We start from the raw sequence: 25,985 nt of genomic DNA, 5'->3' as shown, positions 1-25,985 counted from the left end.
TAATGTCATAGTCGAGTAGTACTAATAATCCGTAAGCTTATGTACGCTTTTCCCCACGCCTCGGCGTGGGGGAGAAACTTTCTAAAAAATACTTTTTTCTTTATCTCAGTGTGTTAAGATATTATTTTTAATTATGAATTATCAATTGTTAATTATTAATTAAAAAAGTTACCTCAAGTAACAACGACCTTAAGGTGGTTATTGCGGCGGGGCTCACCTCTTCCCATCCCGAACAGAGTAGTTAAGCCCGCCTGCGCAGATGGTACTGCAGTTATGTGGGAGAGTATGTCGTCGCCTTTCTTTTGAATCCTCATCAAGTAATTGATGAGGATTTTTTTTTGTGCTTAACTTTTTGGGATTTGTAGAGATCAGAGTAATTAGGCATAAAAATACCGCAAAGGCTTACACAAAGGTTCGCAAAGTTTAATCAATAGCTTTGTGAACCTTTGTGTTTTTTCTATTTCCTTCTTCTGCAGTTAAAACCGGAAGTATTATACAAAAAAAACGAACGTAAATTATATCTAGATTATAGATCTATTTTATGTTCTTTAGACATAATTGAGCAATTTGAATCAAAGGATCTTTGTTGTTTGTCTTTTTGAGTTAATATGCGTCGATATAAGCTAATATTCTTCAGTATTTGTGTAATTACATCTGAAAGTATATTAAAGCTTTCTTAAATGAGATAATTTCTTTTAGTTCTAGTATTTGTAAGTGGTTTTCTTATCTTTTTTGTTTTTTAGGTTCTTAAAGCTATTTAATGAGGTCCTGAGATAATTTTCTTATTGCTGGAATAAAAGATATCCCTTTTGAGTCTTTTGAAACTTATGTTGCGGCAAAGAATTGCGCAACGATTTTGTATAAAGATGCCATGTGATTTTATATATTGAAAATATCTCTTCCCAAAAAAATAATATCTAAGAATAGCTTAAAAAACTGCAATTTTTCCTGTTTGAATATCGCCTAAGCTTGTAATAATTTTATAGATATAAATTCCTGTGGCAATATTCTTTAGATTAATGTTATTGGTTTTAGAAAGTAACGGGGAAGTAATAGTGTTTTGTCCACTAATATTATATAAATAAAAAATAGCATTTTCTTCTTTTTTGGCTTCAATATTTAATTCTTCATTTTTGCTTAAATGGATAGGGTGTACAAAAAATAAATCATTGCCTAGATAATTAGTATCAAGAATTAGGGAGCTTACTATATTATTGTTTTTTAAAATTATATTTATTTTATATTTATTACTTCCTTTTAAGGGAGCCGGATCTAAAAAAGAGAATGTTTTTGAAGTGATATTATCTATTGTGTTAATAACACCTTCTGAATTATTAATTATTTTTATTATCTCAATTCTTTTGATGTTGTACAAGCTGAAAAGACTGGCATTAATTTTTATTTTATTCTCTTCATAAACTTCTGCTAAAGCTAATTCGAAATAGCAATTTGAGTTTTGTACATACTGTAATGTTGACTCACTTTTTATTCCTTCGATATTGTCAAATACAGGAATAACAGTATGAGTTTTTTCATCTGTATAGGTGTAAGTCGTGTTTGTTGTTTGTTCTTTAAATTCCAAATAATCTCCTGTCAATTGATAAATATTAAATGAAGAAACATCGGCAGGTTTGTCCCAATTAATTTCTGTTGTGCCATCACAAACTAAGCTGGTGCTGATATTTAAATCATAAGATATTGTAAAGCTATCAGAGATATAATCGGTATTATCAATGGTCATTTTCAATTTTGCCTTTGAAAATTTTTGTTCTGCAGGGGCATAGGTAAATTGTTCCGTATTTAGATTTATATCATTTGCGAGAATTTCCCAAGTCTGCCCATTATTATAACTAATAGATAATTGTCCAGGGATATTAGAAAATGAAGAATTCCATTTGAAAGGGGAAATAGTTTTGCCATCATAAGGGAAATTATCATTATTAACTGGGTAATTCCATTCAAATCGATTTTCCAATTCATATTCGTATGCGATGCTGTATTCCTGAGATGTGTTAGATATGTATGAGCCAATAATATTGATAGTATAAGATCCAGATGCGGGATTTTCAATAGTAACTTGCTCTATAGTATTAATTTTATCTTTTCCTCTTACAGCTTGCTGCTGTGGGGAGTCAGGATTAAGAATCCATGGTAAAAAAGTGGTGTTGTCGGCCGACTTAACCTCCATATCTAAATCGTTTACCAAACTTATATTACTGTTGATTGCAGCCGGCAAATCGTTCCAAACTAATGTGATTTTTAAGTTTTTTGTATTTGGAGGGAGGGAAATGGTATGCAAATTTGTTTGTCCGGATGTCAAATTACCTGATATAATTCTATTTTCACTGATTGTTCTTAAACTTTTATCAGCATTGATATTACCATAACCATAGGTAAAATCTGGACCTATGTTCCCTAAATCTTTTGCACTATTAATTAAAATTGCTTTTGTTTGGGAATTAGATAAAGAGATATTATTTATAGTTTTATAATGTTGTTTCATTAATGCAATAATCCCTGTAGCTATTGCTGTAGAATTTGAAGTTCCTTGCGTGCTGTAGGCTACTAACTCAGGTTTTATTCGACCGTCATAAGCTGGTCCTTTTGAAGAAAACGGCATAATTACTTCGTTTTGATCAATACACCCTACTGCGATACTGTTTTTGGATTGCTTGAAATTACCAGTAATAGATTTATAACCTTGAAGTCCGCTATTGCCAGAAGAAAAACAATGAGTCAAATCAGGATTTAAGAATAATTGAGAATCATAAGCATTGGCCAGAGAACCATAAAAATTCTCGATATTGGTACCGTAGGAATGATTTTGAATAGTAACATCTTGTAAATATGCTATTTCATCAGGATAGATATTCAAAAAGTCAGACGATTGTATTTTGGCCTTTTGAGCAACTCCTTTTCCTAGTGCAGAACTATTTCCTAATCCAGAAACTATAGTTGCCATAGCTGTTGCATGGCTCGATACAATAGCCGATTCTGTTTGAGAAGGAATGTGTTTGTTTAGTAGGTCAATATCATTTACATCAAATAAATCATCTTTGATGCCTACAATTTGGTTTTCGCCTGTTATAAGAGGGAAATTAGTATTGGCTTTATTTATAGAATTGATACTAAAATTTTGATCGATTATTTTAGATTCAACTTTTGGTTGAAGGGACTCTTGCGAAATAGAAGATACACTGCTCAAAGTTATAATGTGGTCAATAATTTTTTTTGAATCACTTTTTATGATTATAAGATGGTTATTTAGTATTTCGATCTCAGAAATGTTGATTGTTTTTAAATCTGTAATTAATGCTTTGATACTATCAGTTGCTATTATATATTGCTTGTCTTCGGTGTGATTTGAAAAATTGGATGGTAATTTCCATAAGCTATTTACTGAGCGTGTTTTCTTTAAAGGTTGATTAGATTTTAAATTTTCTACTATACAAAAAGTACTATCCAATTTTTTTACAACTTTGTATTTATTGTGATGTGCATTTTCTAAAGATGTAAAATAGTATTTCTCAAATTTTGTTTCGTTTTCTTTTTCTATGTATTGTTTCCATTTTTCAGAGCTTTGAGAGAGACTGATTGTCGTTATCATAAAAAAGAGAAAAGTAATTTGTGTCTTCATTTACAGTAGATGTTGGGGCAATTTTAAACATTTTTATTAATGAATTTAGATAAATCAAAGATGAAATTTGTACTTAATGATTTCTATCTGAAATGTTTATCCGTTGTAGGTAAATCAAAGTTATTAAATTATTTGAAAAAAAAATATTAGTTTTTATTTCATTCTAAAACTTCAAAATCTATACGAGTAATATTCTCTTTTTATAACTCTGTTCGTCTAAATGTAATGTAAAATTGTACAGTATTTTTTTTACACATGCTAATCAAAATAAGATATCTGAATAGTATTATTGTGTGTAACCACTTGATTTGTATTTAATTATTGATTTTACTGGGCTTCTATTAATAATCGGATAATTATTACTAAACAATCCACTTGAAATAATTTAACAAAAAATGTTAAATTTGTTAAATAATTGTTTTATCAGTATTTTAAGATTAAAAATTATATAAATTTGATTATAAATATTACTAATATTTTGTAAAGCCCCCTATTTACCAATTTATTATTAACAACCCCAAAAAACCTATTATGAAAAAAATTAAATCAATTTTAGCCTTGTCATTTATAGCGTTAACGCTGTTATCTTGCAACAAAGAAGATGAGACAGATCAATCAAATCAAGGATCTCTTAAAGTAACGCCAGAGGTGTTAAATAAAATTAGATCCCTTTCATTAAATTCCACAGATGTTCAAGTGATTAAAAACACTAAGTTAGATGGTACCACTGAGGATGCGTTTCTTATAGAAGGATGTATTGTAATGTCGGAAGATCAATTAAACAAAATGGATCTTCATGGAGGTATTACCACAGAACAATACCGTACTACTAATTTAGTATCTACTCCAAAAACTATCAAAATTGTTGGATTATCAGGGACTGGTACAACAGCTTTAAGTACAAATATGCGTGCAGGATTGCAAGCAGCAGTAAACAGATATAATAATTTAGGATTGACTATTAAATTTACTCTAACTTTTAGTTCAAGTACTTCAGGTGCAAACATTGTTGTAAGAAGACAAACCGGATCTGCAGGTGGAGTAGCAGGTTTCCCTTCAGGTGGAAATCCTTATAATTCAGTTACATTATATTCTGGGTTAGATACGTATTCAACAGGTGTAAATGCACACGTTGCTGCACACGAAATCGGCCATTGTATTGGTTTACGTCATACAGATTGGTTCAGCCGTCAAAGTTGTGGACAGAATTCAAACGAAGGTACTGCTGGTGTGGGAGCAATTTTAATTCCAGGAACACCTTCAGGATATGATGCAACTTCTTATATGAGAGCATGTTTTAGTTCAAGTGAGACAGGAGCTTTTAATTCTAATGATGTTACAGCTCTGAATTATTTATATTAGAAATTAAATTAGAGTTCTCTTTACAAAATATTAGGAGGCTGTTTCATAACTTGTGAAGCAGCCTCTTTTTTTATTAAATGTCCCTATTCTAATTGCTTTACAATATGAATAGCGCAAGATTTTAAAGTATTGATTCGAAAATTAATTATAGAATAGGATCTGGACAAAGTAAAAAATGTTGCTCACTATTTTAAGTTTGAGTTATTTGGTATTTGTATATGGTAAATTAACATATTAAATTCGATAGTAATAAAGGGAGAATTATATGAAAGACTTCCTTGGGCCTCTAATGTATTTATTGTTGCTTAGGTGATGTTCTTTGTGCATTTAAGGCGTTACGATTCTGCCATAAAAGTTAATATGATAATTTTATCAACATTTTTCAGTTGAATTTATAGTTTAACTTTTTTAAAATGAATGTTGTAATTCGTTTTTTATTTATAATCAAAATTAATTAATTTCTTGATAAATCGAAAAGGATACTAAATACCTAAGTGTTTAATTATTGCTTTGATAAAAATAATTTGATCTATGAAGTTCCAAATTTAGTAGATTTGTATGGTAACTCAACAGAATTAGAATATACGCTTTTAGATTTTTGATCCCGGAAATGTTTTAGAACAAACACCTGAGCTCAAGAAAAGGTATATGTTAACATAGAAACTCATAGTTAACTTACCTAAAGAGGTTTTGTCTTTTTAACTGCAACAATATAGAATTCGCTTGGGACACAAAGAGCATATCGGATTTTACTGGTTTGATGTAGTAAAACAAACTTAGGAAAAGAGCGATGCCTGATTTGAATGATGTTTTTAAATAATAAGTAGTTAATGATTTATAACAAAGAAAATTTTCCTGAAGTAACTTCTGAACGTAATTTAACTGCTACTATTTTTGTGTATATACTGTTCGGACTTTTGTGTATCGCAATGCTTTGTTTATTTATAGGGCTTCCTTTGAGCATTCAGCTGGAGCATAATAGCCGCTTATCTATCGGCGAGATGATCTTCGATCTAATATACTTCTCCATACTTCTTTGGGGTATCTTGGCTCTTTGCAAGAATTACATGAGTCAAAAACTTAAAAAAATCATCCTCATTTCTGTAGATCAATATGGTATACATCATCACCAATACAATGGCATTATCCAGAGTATTTTATACAAGGAGCTTGAAAGGAGCAGAGAAGCTTATGTGAGTGATATCGATAGAAAAATTGGAACAAAATATTCTCCGGGATATATTTTCGGTTTTAAAGAAGGCAAACAGATTCCCATTGATTTTTCTAAACCTGAGAATGGAATGACCTATATCCCGAAAAATAAATATCATCTAATTGGACATTTTCTGCAGGGCGTTACTTTATTTTCTCCACATATTAAAATTTCTCAGGCCGTCTATGCTGATTATTTTATAAATCCCGCCACTTTTGAATTCAATAAAAAAGCTCAAATAATTACCTATATACTAGTTCTTATTTTCTTAATTATCATTCTGATTGCAATCGATTTGTTTACAAAATATACTAAAGGCTTTTCGATATTGTTTTAAATGACGGAATTTTTATACAAGAAAAAAGAGGAGACTTTAATAGTGTAAAAATGGTACAAGTCCCAGTTTAAAGTTCTTAAACAGATCAATAATTTATTATAGTAAATGGATTGTTAATAGTAATGTAAGGTAATTTTAAAAGTACCATAACCTCTGTTTTAATATTACATTGTTTTTTTGATATAAAAATTTTTTTATGGAAAACAACAATGATTTAAGCAGAAGAAGGTTTCTTAGAAATTCTTTATTGGCCGCCGGAGGAGTTTTTATCGCTCCACTTATTGAAAGCTGTAGTGACGATGATAAAACCGATAACAGCGGTGCGCCAGACGGAATGAAAAATGAAGGGTTTGAGACAGGAGTAGCCAGTTTTGACCCTACTGAAACAGGAGTGATTATCTGGACAAGATATTCAATAGGTTCAGATGCTGAAATTACCTGGGAGCTAAGTAAGGATGTTGCATTTTCTGAAATAACAAGAAAAGGGCAGGCCGGAGCATCTTCTATAAATGATTTTACAATAGCGGTAGATGTTCAGAATATTTCTTCCAATACAAAATATTATTATAGATTTTATAATGCCAAAACTAAACAGGTAACTGTTATCGGAGAAACGCGTACGCTGCCATCTAAAACAGATCTTGTAAATGATGTAAAAATGGCTGTTGTTTCCTGTTCTAATTTTCCAGCTGGACTTTTTAATGTATATGGAGCGATTGCTTCTTCAGATGCTGATGTAGTGGTACATCTTGGAGATTATATTTACGAATATGCGCCAGGACAGTATGGAACAAATCCTTTTACAAACCCACTGGGTAGAGAACATAAACCCGCCAGGGAGATTATAGGTCTCAGTGATTACAGAGAGCGTTACAGACAATATAGAGGGGATAAAAATCTTCAGTTGCTTCATCAGAAAAAACCTTTTATATGTGTCTGGGATGACCATGAGTTTGCTAATGATACCTATAAAACCGGTGCAGAAAATCATCAGCCTGCCGAAGGGGATTTTCAGATGAGAAAAATGGCAGCTTTTCAAGCTTACAGTGAATATATTCCGCTTAAAACAGGAAAAGATCTTAGAATTTACAGAAGTTTTAATTTCGGTAATATCCTTTCTCTTTATATGATGGATACTAGAGTTATTGCGAGAGATAAGCAGATGAGTTATTCAGATTATATTGATAATGGCGGAAATTTTGATCAGACAAAATTTAAAACAGATCTGTTAAGTACCAGCAGAAGATTAATTGGAAGCGAACAAATGACTTGGCTGGGATCACAGATCAATGTAGATACTGCTAAGTGGAAAGTATTGGGCCAACAGATCTTAATGACAAAAATGATGATTCCTGCAGAGCTGCTGATGCTTTTGAATCAAGTTTTAGCAGAAGTGGATCATTTTGGAAGTGCACAGCCAGCGACCATGCAGGCTCTTATTAGTGCAATCTCTGAACTTGTTGTTATTAAAATGAGATATAAACAAAGTGATCCTTCTTTAACTGCTCAGGAAATTGCGAGAGTTACGACAACTTTGCCATATAATTTGGATGCCTGGGATGGTTATTTTGTAGAAAGAGAACAATTGTATGCGATGCTTTCTGGAAAAAATGTTGTGGTTTTAGCCGGAGATACTCATAATGCCTGGATGGGTAAACTTACCGATATGCAAGGAAAATTTATAGGAACTGAAATAGCGTGCAGTTCTGTTTCATCGCCAGGATTGGAAGCTTATCTTGGAATTACATCCGACCCTAAAAAGGCGATAGAATTAGCACAGGCGTTTACAGTGCTGATAGATGATTTAGAATATGCAAATTTGTATAAACGAGGATACACATATCTTAAATTTACGTCATCTGTTTCTGAAGCTGAATGGCGATTTGTAGATAGTGTAACAAGTGAAACTACCAATACTGTAACAGAAAAAAAATATACCATAGCATAGAAATCTCATTCGATAATGATTGAAGTTTTTTCAGAAGTTTCAAAAATTAAGTGAATTAAATCGGAGCAGGAGTAATCGTGTTCCGATTTTTTTTATTCTATAGCTTTGAATATTTCTAAATTAAGCATTGATAATTGATGTGTTAATAAATGTAAGATGAAATCAACGGAAGAGTTTTGTATGCATAAGTTTCTATCAAAATTTATTGATAATAAATCGTAATGATAGCTAGGCTTAGCTTTTTGTAGCAAATTAGTGAGCAACTCCATTTTTTTTAAGTTATAATAATCCTAATTTTTTAGCTTTCTCGATTAGATCTTTATCACTTCCTTTTCCTTTTAAAAGTTGGTCTTTTATGTTTGCTTTTCTTTTTTCGATAGCACTCATAGAAAGGGGAATATAATCTGGAAGATTAACGGTTTTGACCCCTTGAGAAATTAAGATTAAAATTTGATTGTCATGATTATCCCAATTTATATTTTTTTTGAATAATTTTCTTTGAGACTTTATTATACTATTACTTAGGAATATTTCTCCCTCAATGATTTTTTTACAAATACTTGGGAATGATTCAAAATCAATGTCGCTTTTTGATATGAATCCTTCTGGTTTTATTCCCTTAATAATTTTATCTACAGTTAAGGGTTCGCTATGCATTGTAAGAAGAACTATTTTACAATTTGGAAATTTTTCTCTAATGAGTATTGCCAAATCAATACCACTATCAATATTAAATTCTTTATAAGGAGGAAGACTAATATCTAATAAAGCAAAATCAATATTTACGTTTTGTTTTAGTTGAAAAATTATTTTGTTGTAAGCTTCTTCACAATTATAACTCTTTATAAAAGTGGGTTCATTTTTTTGAAAATCATTACCGGATAACAGGTTTATATAGCTATCAACTGTCATAGGGTGATCATCGACTATCAAAATAGTAAGACTCGTATTCATTTTGTCAAATTTGTATCAAAATTACTCAAATATTACGGATATACCGTACAATTAGAACAAGCTGAAGGTGTTTTTTTGCTTTAAATGATCATTAATTTAAATTAAATTATTATGAAAAGTAAATTAAGTATTGTAGGGCTTGTTTTGATCTTAGGGTTGACTTATTCATGTTCTAATGATGATGTTTATGAAGTTTCAGAAGTTAAAAGCAATAGTTCTCAAATTGTACCAGACGCAAGTTTAAAAACGGTAGTAAATGAAAAAAGAAAGGATTCAATTAATGTGTTTTTTTATATTAAAGAGAATCCTAGTGAAGGAGATCCAAGTAATCCGAAACCATCAAAAAGATAACTTTTGATTCTGTAATTATTTAAAAGGAAGACTATGTGAATTATTGTTAATTACATAGTCTTCTTTATTGCAATAAACTATATTTGAAGTCGTAAATTAATAATTACACTTTGATTATTCCTACGAAAAATATTTGTTTGTTTTTAATGTTTTTTCTTTTTTCCTGTAAAGAAGATACAACGATTTTATTTGACAAAAGTCATATTGATAGTTTATCCGGAATCAAAAAGGAGAAATATCTGGACTCGATAGCTGAGTCATTAAAATCTAAAAATAATGACTCCCTTGTAAGAGATTTATATTTAAAGATTGCCGCTGAATATTACTATATCAATGAACCTAAAAAATCGTTGCATGCTAGTCTAAAATCTTTACAATTATCAAAAGATTCTAATGATAGTGTGAGAATAGCGAAGTCATTGTATTATGTAGGTGATTGCTATGAAAATTCTAAAAAAGATAGCGCTTATTTCTATTATCTGCAGGCTCAAAAAGTATATACAAAAATTCATGATTATGATAATGTTGGCAGAATGTTATTTAATAAAGCCTACGTTTTATTTTATGATGGGAATTATATAGAATGCGAAGCTGAAGTTTCTAAGGCATTACGGTATTTAAAAAAATCTAAAGATTATTCTTTAATCTATGCTTGCAATACTTTGATGGGGAATTGCTTAGAGAAATTAGTTAATTATGATGGGGCACTACTGTATCACAGGTTAGCATTGGGTGAGTTAGAAAAAATGAAAACCCATAATAATGATAAAGACGAAATAAATAATTTTAATGTAACCTCTACTATTAATATTTGCAATTTATATGATTTAAAAGGTGAATTCTCTGAGTCTATAAAAGCATTACAAGATTTACTTTCTGAAGATTTGAAAAAAAAGTGGCCTAGATTATATGCCAATGTTTTGAGCAATCTGGCTTATTCTAAGATGAAAAGTGGAGAGTATAATAATGTTGAATCCATGTTTTTAGAATCTTTAAGAATTGTTGATTCTATAGGGATCGAATCGGATATTTTGTATAAAAAGATACGTATTGGAGAGTATTTTTTAACTCAAAAAGATACCATAAAAGCAATTCAAAGTTTAAAAGAGGCAAAAAAGTTAGCAATTAAAATTAAGAACTGTAATGAAGTTTTAACGTCATTGCGATTACTCTCTCAATTAGATTTAAAGAATAGTTTGTTTTATGCAAACGAATATATAAAAGTGAGTGATAGCATTAATACTATCCAAAAAAACTCTCATAATAAATATGCACGAATTGAATACGAAACTTCAAGACTTGAGGACAAAAATAAAGTATTGACCAAGAGTAACTTTTACATTTTAATTGTTTCGTTGATATTAATTTTGGTATTAGTAATAATTATTATAGTGCGATTTTTAAGATATAAAAGCAAAGAAGTGCAGTTTTTAAAAAGACAGCAAAAAGCTAATGATGAGGTGTATATGCTATTAATAGAGCAACATAAAAAAATAGATATTGCCAAAGAGAATGAGAAGGCTAAAATAGCCAAAGAATTACATGATGGTGTATTGAACAAAATTTATGGAGTTCGAATGAATTTAGGCTTTTTAAATTCTAAAACGGACGAAGGAATGGTTGAAAAAAGGAAAGAGTATATTTTTGAATTACAAAATATAGAGCATGAGATAAGAACGATATCGCATGACCTAAGCCGAAGTTCTTTTTTTAAAGGAAATGATTTTAATGTGTTGTTGTCAAATTTAATCGAAAATCAGAAAGATATAAGTAGTACCAGGTTTAAATATATAAAAGATAAAACTGTTGAATGGGGAGCGATTCAAAATATATACAAGATAAACTTATATCGTATAATTCAAGAGGCTATTTTAAATATTAATAAACATGCAAATGCAAAAAAATGTGAGGTAATGATTCAGAAAACAGACAAGAATCGTTTAAAACTGAGTATTACAGATGATGGAGTAGGTTTTGATATTAAAAATAAAAAAAGTGGTATTGGTTTAAATAATATGAAAGAAAGAACGAATTCATTAAAAGGTAAATTTAAGATTGAATCAAAAATTGGAAACGGGACAAAAATTGAAGTTACGTTTACTCCTTAAGCAAGTAAAAGTCCGTAATTTTTACTCTAAAAGTCCGTAATTTTTAGAGGAATCTAACTGCTATTTTTACGTAAAAATCAATCGTGGCCTGTGCCATTATTAATGTAAATGGACTAAATTATTTTAATAGTCTCACCAATAAAAATCCAATAGCTTATTATATTATTATAAGAGCTATTTATTCTTTTTGTTAAAGAAACGGTTAATGAATTTGAGGGTTATCTACTATTAGGTTATAAAGGACGCAGAGCTTAAAATTGGTTTTTTGAAATGTAGAAGTAAACAACGGGGAGGTTGACGCCCTATGTATGAGATTAAAGGATTAGCTGTTTTTAGTTGTCTTTACTAATCAATGCGAGTTTATTGCTATAGTAAAAAAAGCAAAAAGCATGAATACGTACTGTCTAAAAAGAGATTACTCTTTAAATATCCCTCAGATGTTATACGGGAGAATGTCTGAGAATTGGCTTTTAAAAGAATTAGGAGACATCCATTGGGAAATGATATCAAAGGGTTTGGGGGCCCCCTCAGATGCTATCTTTGATAGTAATGGAGAGCGTCTTTATGCCAGTTTTGTTAGGATACAATGGAGTTGCCAAAACAATATAGGATTAAAAAGTTTTGTAGAGAACGATCAAACTACAATTGAATCGTGTATAGAACAGTATAGAACCAAAATGTTTTTGAGCAATGGGACTGTTAAAAATGTAACAAGAGACAGTACTTTGCAAACTTCAATGATTTCGATTTTTTCGGCTAGAAAGAATGATGATAATCAAAATTTAGTCAAAGGCACACCTATTCAAAAAGAAGATTCTAAAGTACCATTATTACAAATAATTCCTAAATACGTTAAAGCCTTCTTTAATGTAAAGAACCATATATCTTCTTTATCCAATGAGGAAGAAACTTCTAATAAGCATTCTTTTTACGACACAGAATTTACAATACTGGCAGAACCATTATTTACCAGAACTTATGAAGTAGAGCCTTATGACGATATTAATGGGGTTGGGCTTTTATATTTTGCATCTTATCCAAACATAAGTGATAAATGTGAGCGTCATTTTTTTGAAGAGCATATTCTTATTGAAAACGAAAAAATAAATTGGGCTATTCATGCTACTTGTATTGCCAGAGATATTCATTATTACGGGAATGCTAATCCTAATGAAAAATTAAGATATCAGCTTGATCAAGCCTTATTAGAGGATGATTTGACTGTACGATTGACTTCGTCATTATACAGGGAAAATGATGGTCAGATTATTGCCAAAATATTTACAGTAAAGAGGTTAAGTCAAAAGGTAACTATATCCAGTAAAATTTCAGACGGAGTACAAAAGGAAAAAAAGATTTTACAGGATAATAAAAGTAATTCTTTTATTAAAAAAGAAGAAATAGAAACTCCTCAAAGATCTCTTGAAGGAATCGCTGATAATAATGCTGGAGTTTCAGCTGAAGAACTTACTAATACAGTCATAGGCTTTTTTAATTCAGTCTACGAAGGTTGTGAAATCGATTTAAATACGGACTTGCGCAAATTAGGTGTAGAATCGATTATTTATACAGAACTATCAGAACATCTTAACCTTGAGTGTGGATTAAAAACAAATCCAAGTCATTTTTTTGGTTTGTATACGGTCAAGGAAATTATAGGGTATTGCTCAGGAAAAGCGGTAAAAGAAGATTTAAAAAGAGAAGAAAAAGATAAAAATTATACTGCGGATATAGCAATAATAAGTACTTGTTGCAGATTACCTCAAGCAGATACACCGCAGTCGTTTTGGGAGAATCTTAAGAATGGTATTTCATCGATAACAATTACACCAGAGGATAGATGGGTTTGGCCTGAAGGGATTGAGGATAAATATGAAGGTATCAATTATGGAGGATATCTAAACGATATAGAAAGTTTTGATTCTTTATTTTTCGAAATTTCACCTAGAGAAGCCCAGTTAATGGATCCTCAACAGCGAATGCTTTTAGAGTTAACCTGGGAGTTGTTTGAAAATGCAAAGCAAAAACCAAGTCAATACAAGAAAAGTAATACAGGAGTATTTATTGGGGTAAGTGGTAGTGACTATGAACGAGTAGTGGCAGAGCATGACTCCATACAGCCGGGAACACCTACAGGCAATGCTATTGCTCTTTTGGCCAATCGTATTTCTTATTTCTATGATTTTGAAGGCCCAAGTATGAGTATTGATACTGCTTGCTCTTCCTCTTTAGTAGCAATAGCCGAAGCTGTAAAAGCATTGAGACAACAAGAATGTGATCAGGCAGTTGTAGGAGGAATTCATTTGATGTGTCATCCAGCAAAAAGTATAGCTTACAGTAATGCAAATATGCTTAGCAAAGATGGAAAATGTCACACGTTTGATATAGAAGCAAATGGGTACGTAAGAGGTGAAGGCGCTGTTGTAATGCTTTTAAAACCGTTGGATAAAGCTCAGAAAGATGGAGATGAAATTTTAGGAATAATAAAAAGTGCAGAAGTTAATCATGGAGGATATTCAGGAGGAGTAACTGTACCTAATCCGTTTCAGCAACAAAAACTGATTACAAATGCCTATAAGAATGCCAATATTCCAATAGAAACAGTTAGCTATATCGAAGCCCATGGAACAGGAACGACACTGGGAGATCCTATAGAAGTTAAAGCTCTTAGAGATGCATTTGAACACATACAAAAAGATAAATCATTAACAAATTGGTGCAGCTTAGGATCGGTAAAAACGAATATCGGACATCTGGAAGCTGCATCTGGAGTTGCCGGATTATTAAAAGTAGTATTGGCCATGCAAAACCAATATTTGCCTGCATCACTAAATTTCCAAATATTAAATCCACATATAGAATTAGAGAACAGTCCCTTTATAATTCAAAAGGAGGGGCAAGTATGGAAATCACCCACTAATGAGCCACTTAGAGCAGGTATTAGTAGTTTTGGGATAGGAGGGACCAATGCTCACGTGGTAGTTGAAGCATATAATAAAAATCTGATGCCAGATGAGGAAGAAAGCATCGAACTACCTGCGTACGTATTTGTATTATCAGCTTTAAACCAAGAAAGCCTGGAAAGATATGCTCAAAAAATATATAACTGGATACAAAAGCAAGAAACAATCCGATTAGCATCTTTGGCATATACATTACAAACAGCCAAAGAAGAATTTGCAGAGCGATTAGCCTTTACCTACAAAGATCATAAAGACTTGCTAGTTAAATTGGAAAGCTTTCTTTCGAAAGAAAATAAAACATCAGCATTATACTATACAGAAAATATAAAACAATGCAAAGAGGTTCATAAAGAAGAGTCTATATCAAAGCAATATATAGTAGAACAAAACTTTGATGCATTAGCAATTTTTTGGACTAAAGGGGGAAATGTAAACTGGGAGCAATTATATGGCAAGGTTCAAATGTATAAAATAGCCTTACCAACTTACCAGTTCACTAAAAAAAGATTTTGGATAGGCAAAGAGATTCAAAGGAAAGAAAATCCAACTGCACCAATTATAAACTCTAAAGATTTTTCAAATCAAGCTGTTATAACTCCGCAAGAGCGAGTGGTCACTTTTATGGAATCAAAGAAAATTTTTACCGAAAATAAAATTAGGCTAGTTCCTGTAAATCAGGTACAAGCTATTGAGAGTGAAGTTGTAGTAGTACCTTCTTATCAAGAGGAAAAGTTAGAAGATATAGAGTCATTATTATCTCAGATACTAGCAGACTTATTATATCTGGATCTGGAAGAAATTAATGTAGACCAGACATTTGTTGAGTTAGGTTTAGATTCTATTCTAGGAGTTGAGTTTACAAAAAACATAAATAAAGCTTTAGGTATTTCATTAAATACTGCAAAATTGTATAGCTATCCTTCGGTAAAAGAGTTGGCAAGTGCACTTAAGCCTGTAGGCGAAACATCTATTCATAATAAAAAAGAGGGCTCTCCTAAGATCAAGCTACAACCCATTGAAACTTTTAGGGATAATAAAAATATCGTTGAAAAAGTAAAGGAAATAAAATCGAATGAAAGTTTAAACGAGGATTATGAAAAAACGTTAAAAGAACTTTTATGTGATTTATTATATGTGACAACAGAAGAATTAGAACCTGAGCAAACTTTTGTAGCATTGGGACTAGATTCTATTTTAGGAGTTGAATTCACGAAAAAAATCAGGAAACAATGGAATATTGATTTTGCTACAGCACAGTTGTATAATCATCCTACCCTAAAAGAATTAGCGACTTACTTACAGACATTAGACAACACAAATTCTGTTTTTATCGCCTCTGATAACAAAATATCATTATCGGGTATAGAAATCGATAAAATTAACACAGTAAAGGATTATCACACAAACCAACATCCTAATATTCAAAAGGAGTTGGTAACATTGCTAACCGATTTATTGTATTTGGAAGAAGGGGAAGTAGACGACACACAAACTTTTGTAGCATTAGGATTAGATTCTATTTTAGGTGTAGAGTTGGTGAAGAAAATCAATAATAAATGGAAGCTTTCAATACCTACATCGCAAATTTATAGTTATCCTACGGTATCAGAATTAAGTAACTATATATCGTTAAGCCTTGGATTAGCAGGAACCAGTGAAACAAAAATGACTTTTGTAGAAAGCTCTGAGCAGGAAGTTATATATGTTTTTAATGAAGGAGAACTAAAAAATGTTCTGGCAGCGCTTTTATATCTGGAGAAAGAAGAAATTTCATCTACAGATACTTTTGCATCATTAGGATTAGATTCTATTTTGGGTGTAGAATTCGTTAAGAAAATAAACAAAGAGTTTGGTATACAATGCGCAACATCTTTACTCTATAATTATCCAACCTTGTCTGAGTTGTATGTGTATTTGATTTCGAATTATACAATTAAAAACAGTAAACAAGAAGAAAAGCATATTATTAATTCTTTTTTTAAACCAATTAGAATCATTGGCACTATAGAAAAGGATGGAGAATCTACTATTGAATATCACTTAAACATAGCAAATACACCTTGTTTAAGAGATCATAAAGTGTTTAATGAATACATTTTACCAACGGATGCTTATATTGAAATGCTATATACTTTTTTTAGCGAGCAACTTGGTAAAAAAAGTTTAACGCTAAAACAATTTCGAATCTCCGAAGCTTTAATTGCTCAAAAAGAGGAGACGGTTCCCGTCTTGCTCAATTTGAAAAGAGTTAATGAAGGAACTATTCGATTTATAATTAGTAATAAAGAAACACAAAAAGTTTATGTTAGGGGGACTATTGTCGAAGAAATTGCTTTAATCGATGATTTGATTTATAGACCTACTGCATCAGGAATTCAGTTAGACTTAGAGAAACTAACCAATTGGACTAAAGATATTTTATCGGATAGTTATTTTCAGGTAAGAAAATCTCTAGAGGTTAAAGAGGAATTTGCCAAAGGCATTCTAGCAGTTACCAGACCACAAAATCAGGCTATTAGTTATGTGTCTCAATGGCTAGATGGAGCATTACTATTTGCAATACAGTATGCAGCAATACAACAACGTCAGGGAAAAATAGATGGGATTATGTATTTGCCTTACCGCGTAGAAGCCATAAATATACATGCGTCTGCACAACCCGACGTAAACTATGATTGTCATATGATTTGTCACGAAGCTGATGAGGATAAATTACTTTTTTCGATAGAAATAACTTCAGATCAGGGTAAATTAATTTCAATTCAGAACTTAGAACTTAGAAAAATTGATCAGAAACAATTATTAGTACCACAAGAGAGAAAAGTAAGTACTAATGTACAGCGAGAGGATATAGTAAATTCCAGAATACCTGCACAATCTGATGTGGCTATAATTGGAATGTCGTGTCGTTTTCCCGGAGCAGAAAATATAATAGAGTTTTGGGATAACTTAAAACAAGGGGTCGATTCTATTACAGAAATTGATGCAGAAGAATGGCAAGATATCGATTGGTACAATAATGATCCTAAACAACAAAAAAAATCCTATAGTAAATGGGGTGGTTTTATAAAAGACAAAGATAAATTTGATCCTTTGTTTTTTGGAATATCTCCTCGGGAAGCTGAATTAATGGATCCTCAACAGCGTTTGTTTTTACAAGAATGTTGGCGAACTATAGAGGATGCAGGCTACACATCAAAATCAATCGACAAACAAAATGTAGGTGTTTTTGTAGGGGCAAGTTCAGGAGATTATCAGCATCTATTGGCTCAGAATCAAGCTGCCAAAGATGGTTTTGCTTTTATGGGGAATTCTCAGGCTATATTGGCAGGAAGAATTGCTTTTTTATTAAATCTAAAAGGACCAGCTCTTACTCTAGATACAGCATGTTCCTCATCTTTAGTAGCTATTGACAGAGCATATCAAAGCATTGTTTCGGGCGAAACAGATATGGCTCTTGCGGGTGGTGTTAAATTAATGTGTACACCATTATTGCATATTTGGACCAGTCAGGTAGGAATGGCTTCGAAAGATGGTAAATGCAAAACTTTTGATAATAAAGGAGATGGAATTGTTTCTTCTGAAGGGGTTGGAGTACTATTCTTAAAGAGATTAGATGCAGCTATAAAAGATGGAGACCAGATACATGCTATCATTAAAGGTAGTGGTATCAATCAAGATGGTAAAACCAATGGAATTACGGCACCTAATGGGGTTGCACAATCTTTACTTCAGCAACGTATTTATGACCAATATAATATAGATCCTGCAACCATAAAATATGTAGAGACTCACGGTACAGGAACTAAACTAGGAGATCCTATAGAAATTGAGGCTCTAAAAACGAGTTTCGGGACAAAACAGGAATTAGATAATAGCTGTGCACTAGGATCAGTAAAAACCAATATAGGTCATGCTGCCGAAGCTGCAGGAGTTTCGGGAGTCATTAAAACAATACTTATGCTTAAGAATAAGTTCCTTGTACCTAGCTTACATTTTGAGCAACTCAATGATGAGATATCTTTAGAGAAAACTCCATTTTATATTAATACTACTCTTAAACTCTGGGAACTCAATATAAAACATCCTAGACGGGCAGTTGTAAGTGCTTTTGGCTTTAGCGGAACCAATGCCCATTTAGTATTAGAAGAATATCCAGAATCAAAATCAGATAAAATACCAGATGATGGTACTGAACAATTGATACTACTTTCTGCCAAAACAGAATATAGTCTTAAAGCTCAGGTGTTACAAATGGTGGATTACCTTAAAGAGTCTAAAGAATCTTTAAAAGCAATTGCTTATACACTACAATTGGGCAGAGATGTTATGCAAGAGCGATTAGCTATTATAGGCAACTCTAAAGAAGAAATTATAAATCATCTGTCTCAATTTCTTAATGAATCAAATCATGAAGTATTTAGAGGGACAGTTGATAAACGAAAAAAGACTACAGTATCTATAACTCAAGAAGAAATGGATGCTGCGATCTTAAAAAAGGACTACAGAACGCTTGCCAGGATATGGATTTTGGGTACAAATGTAGACTGGGCACTTGTATATGGTAATGAGCAAATAAGAAAAGTTCAATTACCAACCTATGCTTTTGAAAAAGAAAGGTACTGGACAGAACCTGTAAATTCAGGTATAACAAATGAATCTGCTGTAAAAATTGTTCAAAATCAATTACATCCATTAGTACATCGCAATGTTTCTACATCGGATGGACATTTATATATAAGCGAGTATTCGGGACAAGAAACAGTTTATAAAGATCATGTAGTTAATGGTAACAAAGTTTTGGCAGGGGTGGCTTATATAGAGCAAGCAAGTATTGCCTTAGAACAAGCAACTGGTCAAAGAATATGGGGACTAAAAGATATTTTTTGGCAACAACCTCTACTAGTAAATGCTAAAAAAGAAGTGTTTACCAGAATAATTTCTGACTCAAAAAACAATAGTTATGAGATTTATACCAAAGAAAATGGAAGTGATTTAATTCATGGTAAAGGATTAGCTATTTTACAAGAGCCACAGAAACCAGAAAAAATAGATGTAAGAAGGTTATTGAGTTTAACTCATAAAAATACTTCGAAAGAAGCATTCTATGCTTTTCTTAAAACAAAAGGTTTTGATTTAGGTGAAAGTTTTAGAGGAGTACAAGAACAGTATTCAACTCCTGAATTTTCTATTTCGAGAATTCAGCTGCCTTTACAATCAGGTTATAAGATGCAACCAGGTGCACTGGATAGTGCTTTACAAAATGCATTAGGCTGGATTATGATGGAAGGGGTATTGGATCAGGCACTTCCGTTTAGTATGAAAACTTGCTATCGATTTGTAGATCAATTACCAGAAACATTTTGGTCGTATGCCCGCAAAAGCAAATCAAATCAAGCAGCTCATAAAGTTCAGGAATATGATATAGATATTTTGGATGAGCAAGGGAATGTCTTAGTACAATTTCTGCAATGTGTATTTCTTCCTATAAAAGAAAAAAGAGAAAAAGAGTCTGCTAATGCTTTAGATATTCAAGAGATTGCATGGCAAAAAACACCTTACATCAAGAATCATGATTTAGTTTATGATCATACAATTGTGTACGTGATTGGGGGCAATCCTATTTTGGCAGATGCAATCCGAAATTCTTATGAAGCAGAGATTCAGTCTATAACCATTGAAAATGAGATTTCGACTTATATTCAAATTTTTGAAAATTTGAAACAAAGACTTCATTCTAAAATAAGAACACAAGTAATTGTATTAGGATCAAATGAAGAATACGAACAGTATGGTTTCCTTTCGGGAATGCTGAAAACACTAACATTAGAACATCCAAATTTTGAAGGGAAAGTAATTGCTATTAAAGATTTTTCGACTCATAATAGTCATGAGATACTCGAAATATTAAATAAAGAACAATTTAATAAAGCGGTTGAGGTAAAATATACATCTCTTGAAAGGTTAGAGAAAAGCAATAGACAATTTACTATTCATGAACAGCAATATGGCGCTATTAAAACAGCAGGAGTATATGTATTGGTAGGTGGGACTGGAGAAATAGGTCGTACTGTTTGTGATTATATTCTGGAAACTTCAGATACTAAAGTGATTCTTTTAGGAAGAAGTGAGCAGCCTGAAAAAAGATTACCTGAAGGGGCTTATTATTATCAATGTGATAGTACAGATGCGTATGCTGTAGCTACAGTTTTTAAAGAAATTAGGAAACAGTTTACAGGAATCAATGGTGTTATTTATCTGGCAGGTATAACTGCAGATAGTTATGCAAAAAACAAAACGATACCAGATGTTACAAAAGTCTTAAAAGTAAAGATAGAAGGTATTAAGAATATCGATAAAGAAACACAGTACGATTCTTTAGACTTTATGGTATTCTTTTCTTCTATAGCTGCTATTTATGGAAATATAGGGCAGATGGATTACGCTGCCGCTAATGCTTTTCTTGATGATTATGCAAGATATAGAGAAACGCAACGTAGAAAAGGAAATCGTTATGGAATTACTAAAAGTATCAATTGGCCTTTGTGGAAAAACGGAGGAATGCAGATTAGTGCAGATACTGAAACATTTTTGCAAAAAAAATGGGGAATGCAACCTATGCCTAATGAAGAAGGTATAAGAGCATTGAAACAAATTTTGAGTTCAGACTTTGTTCAGGCTTCAGTTATATATAAAGTTTCATCAGAAAAGGTGCCAACAAAAATTGAAGATGCCACGAATTCTAATAGAATTTCGACAAAAACGCTGCTGGAAAAATTAACTCAACTAGCAGCTACATTGGTTAAAATGAATCCAGAGAAAATAATTTCGCATATAGAACTGGGAGATTATGGATTTGATTCGATTTTATATACACAGTTTTGTAATGAAATTAATGGGTTTTATGGATTAGATATAACACCAACATTGTTTTTTAATTATCCTACTCTAGATGAATTAGCAACACATTTAGAGGCGAATTATACCTTTTCGGCAGAGGATGAACCATACAATCAGGAAAAGGAAAACATAGAAACTTTTGGAAATCAGGAAGAAGAGAAAAAAGTAGATTTTGATGCCTATTCGAATAAAGCTCCAAAAAGAAAAGAAGTTGCTATAGTGGGAATGAGCGGACGTTTTCCTGGGGCGGCAAATGTGAATGAACTATGGGAGCGTTTAAAAAATAAAGAAGATTTAATTTCAGAGGTTCCTGAGAGTCGATGGGATTGGAGAACGTATTATGGAGACCCACAGCAAAAAGAGAATACAACTTTATGTAAATGGGGAGGTTTTCTGGACAAAATAGGGGAGTTTGATCCTTTATTTTTTAATATTTCGCCTGTTGAAGCCGAACTGATGGATCCTCAGCAACGTTTAGTATTGCAGGAAGTGTATCATGCTTTAGAAGATGCAGCAATTTCAATCGATACGATAAAAGGGACTGATACTGGTGTTTTTATAGGAGTTTCAAGTTCTGATTATTCGACTTTATTAAAAGAGCAAACCAATCAAATAGGTATGGCTCAATTTGCAACAGGCTCTGCCCATTCTGTTTTAGTAAACAGAATATCTTATATTTTCGATTTACATGGACCAAGTGAGCCTATCGATACAGCATGTTCCAGTTCTTTAATTGCCATTCATAGAGCAGCAGAACATATAAGAAATGGTCATGGTACAATGGCAATTGCAGGAGGTGTAAACGCCATATTATCGCCTGAGCTAACATTATCTTTTAGTCAGGCAGGAATGCTAAGCAAAGATGGACGTTGCAAAACGTTTGATCAGGGAGCAAATGGTTATGTAAGAGGAGAAGGTGTTGGAATTTTAATATTAAAAGATTTAGACCAAGCCATTGAAGATAAAAATCCTATTTACGGAATTTTAAAAGGAAGTGCAGAAAATCATGGAGGGAAAGCCAATACTTTAACCTCTCCTAATCCTAAAGCCCAACAAAAGCTATTAATAAAAGCCTATCAACTGGCAGGGGTCGACCCTGGATTAGTTAGTTATATTGAAGCTCATGGAACTGGAACGCCATTGGGAGATCCTATTGAAACTGAAGGTTTAAAATTAGCTTTTGAAACGTTATATAAAGACTCTGAATCTATTTATGGAGAAGAGGCTCATTGTGCTATTGGCAGTATTAAAACAAACATAGGACATCTGGAAGCTGCAGCGGGAGTAGCAGGAGCAATCAAGGTTTTGATGGCGATGAAAAACAATACAATCCCAGGAAATCCATTGTTGCAGCAACCCAATCATTATTTAAAATTAGAGAATACTCCTTTTTATCTACAAAAAGAAACAACAGATTGGAAGGTAACAAAGGGAAAACATAAAATTGCAGGAGTAAGTAGTTTTGGTTTTGGAGGGGCAAATGCACATATAGTTATCGAAGAATATATAGCAAATGAGAAACCAAATTATTCATTAAAAGCAATTCCTGTTTTTGCAATATCGGCCAGAGATATGGATGATCTAAATCGTTTGGCAAAAACGATAAGGGAATATTTATTGACTAATAATACAGCTTTTCAGGATGTATTGTATACGCTACAGTCAGGAAGAGAAGTAATGGAATGTCGATTGGCATTTGTTGTAAATGACCAAAAGGAATGTATTAATCTATTAAATGAATTTATTACGTCTGATCACGGACTAAACGATATGTACATTGGTACTAATGAAGATAGTATTACTGATACAGATAAAGAAGAATTTCAGAATATTACGAACGAATCTTTTACTGACAAAGATGTAAATACAATTGCCAGATTATGGAGTTTGGGTGTAGCAATTGATTGGAAAGTTTTATACGGAAATAAAACACCCCAAAAAGTTCATTTGCCTACATACCCATTTAAGCAAGATCACTATTGGTTTGTTCCAACAAAAAATGAAAAAGAAACCATAGCAAAGCCTTTTAGAAAAGTTCATCCTTTAGTACAAACAGCTATAAACGATACTACTTACGAAAGTGTTTTTTCTGGAAGAGAATCCATTTTTGCTTCACACAAAGTAAATGGAATAAATGTTTTACCGGGAGCTGCTCAAATTGAATGGATTCGCGAAGTAGGAAATCGTTATAAGGAAAAGCCTGTGACTAGAATTACCGATGTAGTTTTTAGAGAAGCTATTCAGGAAAATGACAATGAACAAGTTGAAGTTGTTGTAGCATTAGAAGAAACTGAAAATGGATTGAGCTATAGTTTTAAAAAGAAATCAGATACAACATCAATTTACAGTAATGGTACAATTCAGTACGATTTATTACCAGCAATAAAAACAGTCGTTATAGATAATATAGCCTTGCGATTACCTAATAGTTTAAGCAAGGAGGATTACTATAAATTGCTGAATGATAAGGGAATTACTTATGGAAAACATTTTCAGGGTATTCAGGAAATTATGTATTCAGATAACGAAGTTTTAGCACAAATTTATTTAACAGAAACAGAAGATAAATATATGCTCTCTCCATTTTTATTGGATAGTGCAGTACAAACTGTGATGGGGTTGAGTTTTGGATTTGATAAAAAGAACCCTACCAAACTTCCTTTTCGTATTAAAGAGGTGAAAATTTATAAAGAATTGCCACAACAATTTTGGTCGTATGCTAAAAAAATAGCTCCTGCAAAAGGAGAAGTTCTTCCTACATACAATGTAGATTTAATAGATGGAGATGGCGAAATTTTAGTTCAATTTGAAGGATTTGTTGCTTTAAATATAAAGTCAGAACCTATTGCAGAAGAACTGTCTTATTCGATAGAAGATTTGATGTATGTTTCTGAATGGAAAAGAGAGAGACTATCTAAACAGGAAGAGACTCATAACGGAAACGCCTTAATTATTTCTTATCAAAATGAAGGAAGTAAGATGGTAAATCAATTAAGTGCTTATTTAATTGATAAAGATGTAACTATTTTTAATTCGGATGATTCGTCTGCGTTACCAGAAGGAATTACCGATGTGTATATTGTGCATGATGCGCCAGTAGAAGAGGCTCTTTTGGTATCAGAAACATTCTGGGAAAGAAATGAATTGGCGGTTTTTAAACTGCTCAAAAAACTATTATCCTCATCCTACATATATAAAGGTTTAAACATTACCGTTTTATCAGATCGTACGCAAAAAGTAGTAATTAATGATAAAGTACAGTGTCATGGTAGTGGGATTTTAGGACTGTTGAGTTCATTGGCAAAAGAACAAAGTAATTGGAATGTTCGTATTATCGATGTGGATGCATCAAATGAAATAACAGATCAGGATATCAGGCGATTGCTAACAATACCATTTGATTCTAATGGAGAAATAATAGCGTATCGCAATCAAAATACCTATATAAGAAATCTATATCCGCTAGAAACACAAACCATTACCACCAAATTTAAAAAAGGAGGGGTATATGTAATATTAGGAGGCGCAGGTGGTATCGGGAAAGTTACCACAGCCTATCTGGTTAAAAAATATCAAGCTCAAATAATTTGGTTAGGACGTAGTGCAGAAAATGAAAGCATTCTGGATGCGCAAGAAGAAATAGCACAGTGGGGACCTAAACCAGCATATATCCAATGCAATGCAATTTTAGAGAATGAAGTAAAAGCAGCCTATCATAAAATTAAACAAACGTATCAAAATATTAATGGTGTATTTCACTCTGCATTGGTACTTAGGGATAGCTTAATGCATCAAATGAAAGAAAAAACTTTTGTTGAAGTTTTTGAATCCAAAGCTACAGCAAGTCACTACCTGATAGATGTATTTGCCAAAGAGCCTTTGGATTTTATATGCTTTTATTCCTCTATGCAATCTCAGGTAAATGCTTTGGGACAAGCAAATTATGCCGCAGCTTGTATGTATAAAGATAGTTTTGCCTATACAGTTCAACAAAAATACAATATCCCGGTACAGATTATTAATTGGGGGTATTGGGGATCAGTCGGGGTAGTCGCTTCTGATGAATACAGGAATAAGATGGAGTTATTAGGTATTGGGAGTATAGAGGCAGATGAAGGAATGGCAATTTTAGAAGAAGTAATTGCACAAGAACACCAACAAGTTATTGCTGCAAAATTCATATAAAAGCCTAAGGTAATACTAATTGAAACA

At 32.2% G+C, this 25,985-nt stretch carries 8 protein-coding genes and 1 rRNA gene; 7 read left to right on the top strand and 2 right to left on the bottom strand.

Annotated features, from left to right (window positions below; all coding sequences use genetic code 11):
- Window positions 1–190: 190 nt before the first annotated feature.
- Window positions 191–300: ribosomal RNA gene (gene rrf, locus SHI72_RS23060) — 5S ribosomal RNA — on the top strand.
- A gap of 628 nt (window positions 301–928) precedes the next feature.
- Here rrf and SHI72_RS23055 read toward each other — a convergent pair.
- Window positions 929–3,637, bottom strand: a complete 2,709-nt coding sequence (locus SHI72_RS23055; protein WP_323491539.1) for a S8 family serine peptidase — start codon at window positions 3,635–3,637, stop codon at window positions 929–931.
- Window positions 3,638–4,168: 531 nt separating this feature from the next.
- On the opposite strand from SHI72_RS23055, the gene SHI72_RS23050 reads away from it, so the two are divergent.
- The 3 genes from SHI72_RS23050 (at window position 4,169) to SHI72_RS23040 (ending at window position 8,497) form a co-directional block, all read left to right on the top strand.
- Entirely contained in the window at window positions 4,169–4,999 is an 831-nt protein-coding gene (locus SHI72_RS23050; protein WP_039115240.1) for a M57 family metalloprotease, read from the top strand.
- Window positions 5,000–5,829: 830 nt separating this feature from the next.
- A complete protein-coding gene (locus SHI72_RS23045) occupies window positions 5,830–6,549 on the top strand; it encodes a hypothetical protein (protein ID WP_323491538.1) in 720 nt (239 codons plus the stop codon).
- A gap of 196 nt (window positions 6,550–6,745) precedes the next feature.
- On the top strand, window positions 6,746–8,497 hold the full coding sequence (locus SHI72_RS23040; RefSeq protein WP_323491537.1) for an alkaline phosphatase D family protein: 1,752 nt from the start codon (window positions 6,746–6,748) through the stop codon (window positions 8,495–8,497).
- 279 nt (window positions 8,498–8,776) lie between these two features.
- Here the strand turns inward: SHI72_RS23040 and SHI72_RS23035 are convergent, their stop codons facing one another.
- Window positions 8,777–9,451, bottom strand: a complete 675-nt coding sequence (locus SHI72_RS23035; protein WP_039115234.1) for a response regulator — start codon at window positions 9,449–9,451, stop codon at window positions 8,777–8,779.
- 111 nt (window positions 9,452–9,562) lie between these two features.
- Between SHI72_RS23035 and SHI72_RS23030 the strand changes: the two genes are divergently transcribed.
- The 3 genes from SHI72_RS23030 (at window position 9,563) to SHI72_RS23020 (ending at window position 25,958) form a co-directional block, all read left to right on the top strand.
- Window positions 9,563–9,802 carry a hypothetical protein gene (locus SHI72_RS23030; protein WP_039119618.1) on the top strand — a complete coding sequence of 80 codons (240 nt, stop codon included), beginning with the start codon at window positions 9,563–9,565 and terminating at the stop codon, window positions 9,800–9,802.
- Between the two features lie 146 nt (window positions 9,803–9,948).
- Window positions 9,949–11,910 (top strand): ATP-binding protein, encoded by a 1,962-nt coding sequence (locus SHI72_RS23025; RefSeq protein ID WP_323491540.1) that lies wholly within the window; start codon window positions 9,949–9,951, stop codon window positions 11,908–11,910.
- 389 nt (window positions 11,911–12,299) lie between these two features.
- Entirely contained in the window at window positions 12,300–25,958 is a 13,659-nt protein-coding gene (locus SHI72_RS23020) for an SDR family NAD(P)-dependent oxidoreductase (RefSeq protein WP_323491536.1), read from the top strand.
- Window positions 25,959–25,985 lie beyond the last annotated feature (27 nt).

The sequence above is a fragment of the Flavobacterium sp. PL02 genome, from assembly GCF_035013205.1.
GTDB lineage: Bacteria > Bacteroidota > Bacteroidia > Flavobacteriales > Flavobacteriaceae > Flavobacterium.
Note: the sequence above shows the minus strand (reverse complement) of the source record. Positions and strands in the feature narration are given on the sequence as shown.